Source organism: Devosia honganensis, from assembly GCF_042648785.1.
Lineage (GTDB): Bacteria > Pseudomonadota > Alphaproteobacteria > Rhizobiales > Devosiaceae > Devosia > Devosia honganensis.
Window position 1 is genome coordinate 24356 of the sequence record NZ_JBHRYD010000014.1, and the last position, 11028, is coordinate 35383.

The 11028-nt window shown below is 63.3% G+C and carries 12 protein-coding genes; 4 read left to right on the forward strand and 8 right to left on the reverse strand.

The window, feature by feature from the left end; translation table 11 throughout:
• Positions 1-7 precede the first annotated feature (7 nt).
• Both ACFOOL_RS14850 and ACFOOL_RS14855 read left to right on the forward strand, forming a co-directional pair.
• Complete coding sequence (locus tag ACFOOL_RS14850; RefSeq protein WP_380098061.1) at positions 8-1447, forward strand: hypothetical protein; 1440 nt, start codon at positions 8-10, stop codon at positions 1445-1447.
• A complete protein-coding gene (locus ACFOOL_RS14855; protein ID WP_380098062.1) occupies positions 1444-2763 on the forward strand; it encodes an O-antigen ligase family protein in 1320 nt (439 codons plus the stop codon). The genes ACFOOL_RS14850 and ACFOOL_RS14855 overlap by 4 nt, the downstream gene beginning before the upstream one ends.
• Here the strand turns inward: ACFOOL_RS14855 and ACFOOL_RS14860 are convergent.
• From ACFOOL_RS14860 to ACFOOL_RS14895, 8 genes are all read right to left on the reverse strand, one after another.
• Positions 2739-3710, reverse strand: a complete 972-nt coding sequence (locus ACFOOL_RS14860) for a phosphotransferase enzyme family protein (protein ID WP_380098063.1) — start codon at positions 3708-3710, stop codon at positions 2739-2741. The two genes, ACFOOL_RS14855 and ACFOOL_RS14860, sit on opposite strands and share 25 nt — an antisense overlap.
• Before the next feature lie 232 nt (positions 3711-3942).
• The gene (gene proX / locus ACFOOL_RS14865; protein WP_380098107.1) at positions 3943-4941 is read right to left on the reverse strand and encodes a glycine betaine/L-proline ABC transporter substrate-binding protein ProX; all 999 of its coding nucleotides are present in this window, start codon (positions 4939-4941) and stop codon (positions 3943-3945) included.
• A gap of 745 nt (positions 4942-5686) precedes the next feature.
• Positions 5687-5920, reverse strand: coding sequence for a hypothetical protein (locus ACFOOL_RS14870; protein ID WP_380098064.1), 234 nt, complete (start codon positions 5918-5920; stop codon positions 5687-5689).
• 50 nt (positions 5921-5970) lie between these two features.
• Positions 5971-6327: a hypothetical protein gene (locus tag ACFOOL_RS14875; RefSeq protein ID WP_380098066.1), complete on the reverse strand. Its 357-nt coding sequence runs from the start codon at positions 6325-6327 to the stop codon at positions 5971-5973.
• Between the two features lies 1 nt (position 6328).
• The gene (locus ACFOOL_RS14880; RefSeq protein ID WP_380098067.1) at positions 6329-6991 is read right to left on the reverse strand and encodes a glycoside hydrolase family 108 protein; all 663 of its coding nucleotides are present in this window, start codon (positions 6989-6991) and stop codon (positions 6329-6331) included.
• 34 nt (positions 6992-7025) lie between these two features.
• Positions 7026-7532, reverse strand: coding sequence for a DUF4376 domain-containing protein (locus ACFOOL_RS14885; protein WP_380098068.1), 507 nt, complete (start codon positions 7530-7532; stop codon positions 7026-7028).
• Complete coding sequence (locus tag ACFOOL_RS14890) at positions 7529-8662, reverse strand: hypothetical protein (protein ID WP_380098070.1); 1134 nt, start codon at positions 8660-8662, stop codon at positions 7529-7531. Before ACFOOL_RS14890 ends, ACFOOL_RS14885 begins: the two co-directional genes overlap by 4 nt.
• A 15-nt stretch (positions 8663-8677) precedes the next feature.
• Positions 8678-10213, reverse strand: a complete 1536-nt coding sequence (locus ACFOOL_RS14895; RefSeq protein WP_380098071.1) for a cell wall hydrolase — start codon at positions 10211-10213, stop codon at positions 8678-8680.
• Between the two features lie 47 nt (positions 10214-10260).
• Between ACFOOL_RS14895 and ACFOOL_RS14900 the strand changes: the two genes are divergently transcribed.
• On the forward strand, positions 10261-10596 hold the full coding sequence (locus tag ACFOOL_RS14900; protein ID WP_380098072.1) for a hypothetical protein: 336 nt from the start codon (positions 10261-10263) through the stop codon (positions 10594-10596).
• 58 nt (positions 10597-10654) lie between these two features.
• Complete coding sequence (locus ACFOOL_RS14905) at positions 10655-11020, forward strand: hypothetical protein (protein ID WP_380098073.1); 366 nt, start codon at positions 10655-10657, stop codon at positions 11018-11020.
• Positions 11021-11028 lie beyond the last annotated feature (8 nt).

Below are 11028 nucleotides of genomic sequence, written 5' to 3' on the forward strand. Positions count from 1 at the left end.
AAGTTTCTTGCCAATGTTTGCCGGCCTCGCCGCCCTCGCCCTCGCCGTTCCGGGCGGAGCGGCGGAGCCGGGCGGCAGCGGGGCGATCTGCGTGGACTGCATCGCGGTCCGGGTGGGGCCGCCAGCCGTGGTCCGCGGACCGTTTCCGGACGAGCTGGACGCGCCCTTCACCGCCCTGCGGCTCGCCGATGGCACGTTTCGCGGTTTCAGCGCCAACGGCGCCACCTATGCCATCGAGGGGCGCACTTTGTGGGACATGGCCGGCCCGCGCCGGCAGGTGCTCGATGCCGGGCCGCCCGGCAGTGCCGCCGATTGCGGGCGCTGGCTGACCTCGGCGGCGCGGCAGGACGGCCGGGTCGTCGGCATGGTGCATCAGGAGGCCAATTGCGACTATGCCGGGGGACGGACCGACAAATCCATGGCCGTCGCCGTCTCCTCCGATGACGGGCTCGGCTGGACCGATCTGGGGACGGTGATCACCGGGACCGAGGCGCCGCAGGCGGGCCGGATCAATGGCGAGGGCGACTGCACCATGGTCGATGGCCATGACGGCTATTTCTACGCCTATTGCCTGAGGAACACCGACTGGCAGACCATCGTGGTGCGGGCCCCGGCGGACGATCCGGCCCACTGGCACAAATATCACGAGGGAAACTGGAACGAGCCCGGGCTCGGCGGCGCGGCGACGGCCATCGGCTTCATCGGCCCCGGCGCCTTCTATTTCGAGCCGGAGGGCTGGGTCGCCGCCGTCACCGTCGATCCGTGGTTCGGCGGCGTGCGGCTGTCGCTCTCGGCGGACAAGGTATCGTTCGTCGATCTCGGGGAGCCGCTGCTGCCCATCGACGGGGCCGAATGGGACCGCCCCGCCGATACCGACCTCGTCGCCTATGGGACCATTCTCGACCCCGAGAGCGGCGGCAACACCGTCGGCTCGCGCTTCGTGCTGGGCTATATCCACGTCCCGGCCGGCAAGGGCTTCGAAAGCCGCTACCTGGTCCTGCGCGAAGTGTCGCTGACCCTCGCCGACGAGCCGCCGGCGGCCCAGGCGGGGCTGGCGCTGACCCGCTGGTCGGACCCTTCGCGCAACGCCTATGTCACCGCGACGGGCCCCCTTACCGGCGACCGGACCGCCTATCGCCGCGACGCGGTGGTGGCCTATGTGCTGACACGCCCGCCCAAGGGCGTGGCCGCGATCGGCTTTGCCGAATGTTCCGGCGGCCGCCCCGACAATCCCGATCATCTGCTGGCCGAAGACGGGGAATGCGCGGCCCTGGGCTATGCAAGGGAGCGCATCGCCGGCTGGCTCTATGCGGCCGAACAGCCGGGCACGGTGCCGGTCTATCGCTGCCGGGCCGAGGAGACGCAAACCCATTTTGCCTCCAGCGCCCCGGACTGCGAAGGGCTGGGAACCATGCTCTTCACCCTCGGCCACGGGCTGGCGCCATGAGCATCGAAACGGGAATCCACGGCGACCGGCCCCCCATGGGGGTGAGCCTTGCGGGGCTGAGATTTGCCGTCTTCTCGACGCGCAACATGGTGTTCCTGCTGGCCGTGCTGGCCATGAACTACACGCTCATGCGGCCCTCGCCCGTCGATTTCCTCTACATCCTGTCGATGCTGCTGACCTTCTTCTACATGACGCTGCTGCCCCGGCAGGAGATCACGCGGCGGGCGCTCGCCCTGATCCTGCTCCTGGGGTCGTGGGCGGTCGCCTTCTTCCTTGCCTCCCTGCCCCACCTGGCCGAGCCGTTCGTCACCTTCGAGCTGCTGGCGAAATCCTTCGCCATCTCGATCGGCATGATCGGCGCCTTCGTGTCGATGAGCTGGAACCGGCGGCAGTTCGAGACCTTCATGAAGGTCTATATCCTGTCCTGCGTGATCGCCTCGATACTGGGCTGCATCGGCTTCCTGCTGCAATCGGAGCTGCTGACCTGGGACGGGCGTGCCAAGGGCTTCATCGACGATCCCAACATGTACGGCTCGTTCCTGATCCCGGCCGTGGTGTTCTGCGCCTATTTCCTCTCCCGCTCGCAGGGCAGCCGGGTGCTGCTGCTCGGCGCCATGGCGATCCTGCTGCTGGGCATCCTGTTTTCCTTCTCGCGCATCGCCGTCGTCGCCGCGATATTCGCCCTTTTCGCCTATATCTTCTTCCACAATCGCCGCCACCCACGCCGGCTGGTGCTGATCGTGGGCGGTATCGTCATGATCGGCGCCGTGCTGTTCGCCGTTGCCAGCCTCGTTTCGAGCGAGTTCACCGAAAAGCTGCTGGATCGGCTGACCTTCGCCAAATCATACGATCTGGGCGAGGAAGGCCGCTATGGGCGCTATCTGCTGGTCCTGCCGATGATCATGCAGGACCCCATCGGCGTCGGCGTGCTCCAGCTCGAAAAGGTCTTCCCCGAGCCGATCCACAACATCTGGCTCAGCTCCTTCGTCAATTACGGCTGGATCGGGGGAACCGCCTGGATCGCGCTGGCGGTGGGGAGCCTCGTGGTGTCGCTGCGGAACTACCGGCGGACACGGAGCGAGATCAGCATCGCCCTGCTCATCTCGCTCATCGCCATCGTCATGTGCGCCACCCTGCACGAGGGGGAGCACTGGCGCCATATGTGGCTGGCCTTCGGCCTGGTATGGGGGCTGAACGTCTCGCGGTTCGGTCCCGGCGCCAAGCCGGCCACGGCTACCGCCCGGCACCGGTCCTCATCGCGCCCGCCGGCGTCCCGCCGCGGCGCCCTCGCCTACCAGAACGAGCCGCCCAGATAACGCTCGGCCAGTCGCGCCGTGCCTTCGGCAAAGCCCGCGGCATGGCTTTGCGCCAGCGCCGTTTCGCCATGCGAGCCGATCCAGGCGAGCAGCGCCATGCGGCGCAGCATGACCATGGAATCAAGGGCGGCGGCGTCCTCCTCCGCCAGCGGCCGCTCCGCCCAATAGGCGTCGAGCCAGGCGGCCCGGAGCGCCGGCAGGTCCGCGCGCGTCTCGTAAAAGGAAATGGCGGCGGCAAAATCGTAGCCGAACCAGCACAGGCCGCAATCGTCGAAATCGATGAGGCTCACCCTGCCCTTGTCGACCAGCAGGTTTCCCAGCCGCATATCGGCATGAATGAGCCCATAGCGCTCCCTGCCCATGCCGTAAGCGGAAAGACGCCGGCGCAGCTCGCCGTCGAGCCGGTCGAGCACCGGCCTTACGCCGCCATCCACGCCCGGCGCCAGGCGCCAATCGCCCCAAAGGCCGTTTTCATCGAGAATGGACTGTGCCGTCCAGGCCTGGCGCACGAAGCCTGCCGGCCGCCGCCAGGACATGGCATGCCGGTGCAGGCGCGCGGCATATCCCCCCAAAGTTCCGAACAGCGGCACCAGATCGTCGTCGGGCACCGGCTCGGCGCCCGCGATGAACCGGAAAAGCACCGCATGGCGGGTCTCGCCGCGCGGCGTTGAGAAAAATTGCAGCAGCCGGCCATCTTCCCCCGGGACCGGATCGGGAATGGGCAGGTCGGTATCCCGTTGCAGGGCCGCCAGCCAGGCCAGCTCGCTCTCGATATTGGCAAGGCTCTGATAGTCCGGGCGGTGCACGCGCAGCATGAAGCTGTCGCCGCCGGGCGCATCGATGCGGAACGTATGGTTTTCGGAATGATTGACCAGAAGGGGGCATCCCCCCCGCAAGCCGGGCCAGAGCGGGATTGCGGGCTCCAGATCGCGCGCCTGCAACGGCATGGTCGGCTCCCGCTTTTCGTTGCCGGGGGCGGGTCGTGGATGAATGGCCGCAGCGGCCGGATCGAACCGCGACCCTTTGCCCCCCGTTCCAGGATCGCCCGAATTCTGCTGCTGCGGCAATCGCATACCGGGGGTGATTTTACAAGGGGCGGCCGCCCCGCCAATGCGTTGAAAAAAAACCGGCGGACATGACGCCCGCCGGATCACGGCATGGCCCTGGCGGGCTACCGCGCTACTGTGCCGAAGCGATGGCCTGTTCGATCCAGCCGTCCACCGTTTCCCGGTTCGCCTCGATATATTCGGCAGCCTGGCGGCGGAGGTCTTCCTCGGTGTTTTCACCGGCCCGCATGGCCGCATTCTGGGCATAGATGAAATTGATGTCGACCGAGGCCAACTCGAGCAGCGTGCGCACGGCAGGGTTCTCTTCGAGGAATGCGCTGCTGGCGACGGCGCTGATATCGTTGACCGGCCAGCCGAGCTGGCAGGGATCGGACACGCAGCCGTCAACGCCTTCGACGATGGCGGCATCCGCCAGCTCCCGCTGTTCCTCGGGCAACTCGATGGACGGAGTTTCGATCCAGACCACATCCTTGCCGGGCACCAGTTCGTTGACGGTCCAGTTCGGCGTCCAGGTGTAGAAGAAGATCGGCTCGCCACTCTGATAGGCGGCGATGGCATCGGCCATCGAGGCGGAATAGCCGGCGCGAATCTCATTGACATGATCACGCAGCTCGAACGCATCCATCTGATAGGTGATGGTCAGCTCGCATCCCCACCCTGCCGGGCAGGCGACCAGATCGGCGCGGCCGTCTCCATCACGATCGAACGCCTGCTTCACCTCATCGCGCTTGAAGTCCTCGAGCGAGGTGATGTTCAACTTCTCGGCCGAAGCGCGATCGACCAGATAGCCCTGCAATGCGCCCTGCTCGACGACGTGCCCGACGACTTCGACATTGCCCCGGGCGGCATCGAGATAAGTGTTGTGCAGCGGGAACCAGCCATAGGGATAGATGCTGACATCGTCCTGCGCCATGGACGCGAAAGCCACCGGCAGGTCGATCGTGAGCGTATCGAGCGTTTGGTAACCAAGCTCCTCGAGGAGCTGGCCATAGATATCGGTCAAGATCCAGCCCGTGTCATCGCCGGTTGGCTGGGCCAACTGCACGGTCTTTCCCTCGCCCGGAAGCGAAGTCTGAGCATAGGACGCCGAAGCCGTAGCGGTGATGGCCACGGACGCAAGGACGGCAATCGAAAGCTTCCTATTAAAATTCAAGGATCTGTTCTCCGTATTGATGGTAGACGCGGGAACCGTACGAAAACAAAAATCGAGAACCACCCTTGACAGCGAACTTTTCTAAATTCCGCCTACAAGCCCCTGATCTATAAGAATTCTTTTTTAACTCGAAAGCAGGCTTCCATTTGATGCCGGGGGAATCGGCTGGACTATGCACAGGGGGAAACACAAGGGGAATCTACTGCCGGGCCCCGGCGACACCCGGGATAGCCGAGATGACCGAACACCCCCGACAAGGACGCCGACACCCATCATCCGCAGCACTATCGGTGCCTTTGTTCCCCCTTGAGGGGAGGGCGCTGGTTACCGCCTCCGTCAAACCATGAAAGCCTCCCTGGCTGGCAGGAGGCTCAGGCGGTCGCGATGCTGGAAAAACGGAACGAAAAAACCGGAAAGCGGCCAAGGACTAGCCTGGCGCAAAAAACCTTTGCGGAGGCCGCGAAGGCTCAAAAGCCCAAAAGTCTTGAGATTGAATGGTCGGAGCGGCCGGATTTGAACCGACGACCCTTTGTCCCCCAGTTCTAGGACCGCGCCGGCTTCTGGCGCAGCTCCAACCACATACCGAGGCGCGTTTTACAAGAAGCAGTCATGGCAGCCCATGGAATACAATGAGAATTCAGCCCTCCTGTAAAATGAAAGATGCCGCCCGAACAGCCCGCCACGTGGGCCAAATTAGGGGCCATCACCTTCGCCCGCGCAGCTCATCCACAGCGCCTTTGAGATAGTCCATATCGGCCTGGAGCCGAATCAGCGCTCGGCTATCTGCGGATGACTGCACCTGCCCGGCCTTGAGGGCGGCAATGTCGGTCTGCGCATTACCAATGGCGATGCCGAACCCGAGGATTGTCATGATCAGCCCGAGCAGAGAAGCCAGCGAGCCGATGGTGATTTCGTTTTTTATGCGCGGGGCATTCATGGGCATTGCCTTGGCGTGAGAGAAGGTCGAGCGGCTGGAGCCGCCCGGTGTTATTTGCCGGTCATCCGCTCCCACAATGTGCGGGGCTGCTGCGCGGCGGTACGAGCGCTTTCCTCCACCAGCGTGCGCGTGGCGTCAGGGATGCGCGGCATGGCCACCTGTTTGCCGTCGATCACCACCTGAGGCTTGCGGGTGCTGAGGAAGCTCCAGACGTAGCCCCAAATCGACAGGGCAATGGGCGCCAGAGCCCCGAGGGTGATCGTCTCCCAATTCCGCCCCAGGACCGACAGAATGGCCTCCTGTGTGGCCGGGGGCAGATTGTTCCACGCGGTAAGAAGTGCGCCGACGGCGCCGCCGATTTCCAGAGCCCGGCGAGCCAGCCAGCCGATGATGACATTTTGGAACATTTCAGAACCTCACTTGGGTGATGAAAAAAGCCGCTACGAGAGCGGCCAGGACGATTGCAGCGATGATAATGGTGGGTGCCCTGCCCCGTTCGGGCGGCGCTGAACCCGGTTGAGCGCCGGGCACCTGCGGCGCGACCTCGCGCGGAGGGGATTGGGCCATCGATAGAGCCTCTGCCCGCACCGACGCGACCCGATGAGACCAGCCCTTACCGAAGGTTGGCCAGGTGGAGAGACGTTCGAGAAACGCCAGCCGATGCGAGCAAAGCTCATTGATGAGCAGAGAGGCGGAGTGCTTTGCGATGGCCGCCAGCGTGATCGGGCCTATCTTTCCGTCCGCAGCCACGCCGAGGATGGTCTGGAGCGTCATGGCCGCCCTGCCCGGCCCGCTGTTCACGGCGAAATCGAACAGCGCCAGGTCGAGGCCGGCAGGCAGATCATCGCCGCGTACCACGTCCCAGTAGTTCTTGCGGTAGATCGGGGTCACGCCGGCCACGGTCAGCGCCTTGACTTCCGCCTTGGTGGCCTTGCGCCCGAGCCAGCCGGACAGCGTGCCGATGGTGATGCCGAGATTGGTGGCACCGCCCGGATCGGATGGGTGGTCGACATAACCACCCTCGTGCTTAAGCACCTCGCCCAGCGCGTGGGTGAAGTTGTTCTTGGCCATGACAGCCTCCTGTGATGTGGGGGTGTTTAAGCGGCTACCACTCAGCCGCTATATCGAACACCTCTACGGCCTCGACGCTTTCCAGCGCGGTAATGGCCGCGTGAAGCACAGCCTTGCGGTTGAACGTGTCCTGCACGTGGTCCCGTACCGCCTCGCCCATGGCGATAAGCTGCGCATTGGACAGGGGGGCGAACAGGCCGGGCAGTGCCTCCCATGTCGGCACTTCATAGGCCGGGTCCAGCCTTGCCATGGTATAGGCCGCTGCAACCTTCGCCTGACTGTTTGGATCGGTGCGGATCGTGATGCCTGCCATTTCGGTGCCGCCAATTTCAACCTGCCAGCGGATTTCATCTAGCTCAGCCAGTTTGGCGGCTTTGGCTTCTTCCAGAGATGGATGCGGCCACCCCCATGCCTCGCCTCCCCAGACCTGCCGTGCGTCTTCCGGAGGTGCTGGAACCTCGATGGCACCGGCAGGTGGATTGGCGTCCCAGCCACCGAGATAGGCCCCAGCGGCGTCGACGTAGTATTTCATCTGGCTCATGCCCATGCCCTCACGATCAGTCGCCAATTCCCCGTATCTATGTTCCCCATAGTGTTTGACGACTTTTGCCTTATAGAAAAGACGGTGCCGCCCGCCCCCTTATACAATACATTTATTGTAGTTGCGTCAGCCGCGATATCAACTCCGCGAGTGTACTCAAATTGAGTTCCCACACATTGCACCTCATCTCCGACTGAGTAACCAAGCTCTGGAACAACACACTTGAGGCTATATTGGGTTATTTTAGGGGTTCCCCCGAGGCCGTGGCTAATAGATAGGGACCCGCCCAATGTGATTGCCTGCTCGGCACTAATATATTCCTTGGTGAACGGCATGGTCGCCAAAGCCGTGGCCGGAGCCGCACCCGTCTGAACAACGGTCGGCGCTGTTGCCCAAGTTCCCGCAGTCGCTTCCGTAATGGTGAGATAGCCGAGAACCGAATAGGCTTTGCTCGTAACCGCCGTGCCGGTGTAGAATACGTTGGCGGCGTCTGCTGCACCTGCGCCACCTTCTGCTGTGGACGATGCGATGCCATCCGCAATGATCTGGCCGTTGCCATTGATGATGCCGAGCCGGAACGTGCCGCCATCATTGAACCCGATGACCGTCAGGGTGGCCGCAACGGCGCTTGTCGTCCCGAGCGTTGACCCTGACGAGACAACAAATGAGGTTGCCGCCGTAAGCGTCAGAACCTCAACATCGCCGCTATTAGCCGTCACACTGCGGAATGGGATATAGACCGGGTTCGCGGCGCTCGGGTCGTTACCGTCGAAGCCTTTAATAGCGATGGTCAGGGCGTTGGAATTGACGGTTGCGGTGATAGACAGATTGACTGGAGAATTGTTGGCACCCAACTGACTCGTCAGCGCGATCGTTCCATCTTCATCAGGAACCGTCAGCGTTCTTGTGGTCGATGCTGAAATATTGGAAAGATCAAATGCGACCTGTTTCGAGTTATCGCCATCGTCCCGCAATCGGAAGATGCTCGCGTTTCTCCAGCGAGACAGCATGCCGAGGACGGCATGAAACACGTCATCCGTCCGAGTCATGTTGGTGTTACCGGAAATCGTCTCCCCCGAGACTTCGGTGTTGAGGGCGTCGGTATCGGAAAGATCCGAAATCTCAGTCATGGATCGCCTCGATGGTTAGCGGCCAAAAATCGTACCGGTGGGTTGCAGGGCGCCGTCGATAGAGCCGCCGTGGCCGAAGGCGGTGGGGCCTCGTGATTGCGCGAGAATGGCGGCAACCTGCTGCTCTCTGGTGAGCGGCGCGGGGCTGCTCGATCGCTGCACCGAAATCCGGAGCGGCGCCTGGGATGCTGGGCGTTGCGCGACCGGCGTCGGAAACCCAACAATCGGCCGGCTACGGATCGGAGCGGCGGGACGCATGGAAATGGGCGACGGGAACCCGCTGACGGGTCGCAAGGCGGCCGGTGTGGGGAACCTAGCGACAGGGCGAGAGATAGGCAAGGTCGGCAGGCTCGGCAGAACGTCTAGCTGGGACGCGACGCCGACGCCAATGGGTGGTACGGCAGGAAGCACCGCGGTCGGCGCGGCAGGGTAGATGCCCGCCGCAAGCCTGTCTTCCGGCTTGGGCGCTGCATTCGGACCGGGAATTTCGGTCTGTGGCAAAGGCGTTGAAGCGCGAGGGCGAAACTGGCCGTTATCCGCCCGCTGTTCTTCCCGGGTCATTGGGGCGACCGGCGCAACGGTAGGCACAGTTGCGATGGTGACACCCTGCCCCGCCGCCACCTGGCGAGGCGTGGCCCGCAATTGACCATTGTCGGCGCGTTGCTGCTCTCGCGTCATGGAGGGCACGGGGGCCAGCGCGGCTGCGAGAGAGGGCCGTTGCGCCTCTGCCGCGCGTTGCATCGAGGTCTCGAGCATGCGCGGCGCGGGCAGCGTCGATGAAGGCAGTGGCGGGAGAGATTGTGCCGGGGCGGTTCTGGTCGGGGCACTCCCTACGGTCACGCCTGGCGCGCGGGCAATATCCGATGCCGTAACCGGGCGGGGGCGAGGCAGCGGGACGGGATCACGCTGGCCGATCGAAGGGGTAAGCGACCCCCTGCCCCCGGCCATGCTGGCAAGCGTCACATCGGGGATATGGTAGGAGTAGATGTCCTCATTCCCCGGAGCCAGGCGGGGCGTGAACCAGTTGGTCGGGACCTGAGACGTGGCGCGGTTACTCGGCGCCGATCCGGATGCGCCTGTAATGCGGGTGGGGCGCGTGTCGAGCTGTGTAGCGACAACATTGGGGATTTCCGCCGGAGGAACAGGGTGGTTCGGGTAGAAGACATGACCGTTTCTCTGCACCGTCCCATGGCGATTGACGGACGAAGCCCAGCCAGGGTTCACTGCAGGCGTGTGGTAGAAAAGAGCGCCGCCGGTATAGTCTGGCCGGTCCCCGCTCAAGACGGCATCCAACGCCTGCTCGGCCCTCTTATATTCTTGACTGTCCTTTTTGAACTGCTGGGGGTTGTTGCCACCCTCTCCTTTGTTCCAGGTTGAAAACTGGTAGGGCTGCAATGCTACCCGCGCCGGGTCGCTAGGATACTGCCCTGACCCCGCTCGATTCATGATGACCTGGATGACATCAGCCATCCCGTCAACGCCTTCCCCTCGAGCCTCGCCAAGGGCTGTGCGGATGAGGATGTCACGCTGATAAGCAGAGAGTTGGGCCATTGCTTCCCCTCAAGGCAGGGCGCATATTCTCAACTATGGAGAACCGCATGAGACTGGTGGTTATGGCCGGATTGGTGCTTCTTGCGTCCCCGGCTCTTGGGCAGGGGCGCTTTGAAGCAGACAACCCGTGGTTTCAGGATTTTGAGGCTACCTGCCGGCAGGGCGATGAGCAGCCGCCCATTGCGGAAGAATGTCGGATAGGCGTCCTGATGGGCTGGGGCGCCTATACCGGATACACGAATGGTGAGTGCGACTGGTACATGTTCTGGGAGGCAGCCGACGCTCTAAGCTCACCGACCTTCGATGTATTGCCCTGGCAAACTGCGGTGGAGGCGATCTTCCAGAATGGCGTTTGCTTCGGCTACACCATCTATGACGACTGACTCGACAGCCCCTCACTCTCCCGGTAACGATTTGTTAGGGAGAAAAAAGGGGGAACTCATGAAATACCTAATGTCTGCTGCCTCCGTGGCGGCCATGCTTGCGGGCTGCGCAACGCCGCCGAAGGACATTGCTCCGGCATATGTCTCCACGTCGCTCTATGAAAATCTGAGTTGCAAACAACTCCGCTCCGAAGCCGAGGGCGTCTCGGCAAGAGCCGCCGCAGCATTCGGCAAGCAGTCTTCCAACCGGGGCCGCGATGCCGCTGTCACAACGGTTGGCGTGGTACTGTTCTGGCCCGCCCTGTTCTTCATGAAGGGCGATGGTGCCGATGCTGCCGAGGTCGCTCGGCTTAAGGGCGAGATGCAGGCCATTGAGCAGGTCAACCGCATAAAGAACTGCGGCATCGTATTCGCTGCCAGCTAGCATTCTCC

Bases quoted from the DNA above. Each gene is read 5' to 3' on its own strand.
- ACFOOL_RS14895 (WP_380098071.1), bottom strand. From the start codon at position 10,213: ATGGCCCAACTCTCTGCTTATCAGCGTGACATCCTCATCCGCACAGCC.
- ACFOOL_RS14905 (WP_380098073.1), top strand. From the start codon at position 10,655: ATGAAATACCTAATGTCTGCTGCCTCCGTGGCGGCCATGCTTGCGGGC.
- ACFOOL_RS14890 (WP_380098070.1), bottom strand. From the start codon at position 8,662: ATGACTGAGATTTCGGATCTTTCCGATACCGACGCCCTCAACACCGAA.
- ACFOOL_RS14900 (WP_380098072.1), top strand. From the start codon at position 10,261: ATGAGACTGGTGGTTATGGCCGGATTGGTGCTTCTTGCGTCCCCGGCT.
- ACFOOL_RS14870 (WP_380098064.1), bottom strand. From the start codon at position 5,920: ATGAATGCCCCGCGCATAAAAAACGAAATCACCATCGGCTCGCTGGCT.
- ACFOOL_RS14885 (WP_380098068.1), bottom strand. From the start codon at position 7,532: ATGAGCCAGATGAAATACTACGTCGACGCCGCTGGGGCCTATCTCGGT.
- ACFOOL_RS14875 (WP_380098066.1), bottom strand. From the start codon at position 6,327: ATGTTCCAAAATGTCATCATCGGCTGGCTGGCTCGCCGGGCTCTGGAA.
- ACFOOL_RS14860 (WP_380098063.1), bottom strand. From the start codon at position 3,710: ATGCCGTTGCAGGCGCGCGATCTGGAGCCCGCAATCCCGCTCTGGCCC.
- ACFOOL_RS14880 (WP_380098067.1), bottom strand. From the start codon at position 6,991: ATGGCCAAGAACAACTTCACCCACGCGCTGGGCGAGGTGCTTAAGCAC.
- ACFOOL_RS14855 (WP_380098062.1), top strand. From the start codon at position 1,444: ATGAGCATCGAAACGGGAATCCACGGCGACCGGCCCCCCATGGGGGTG.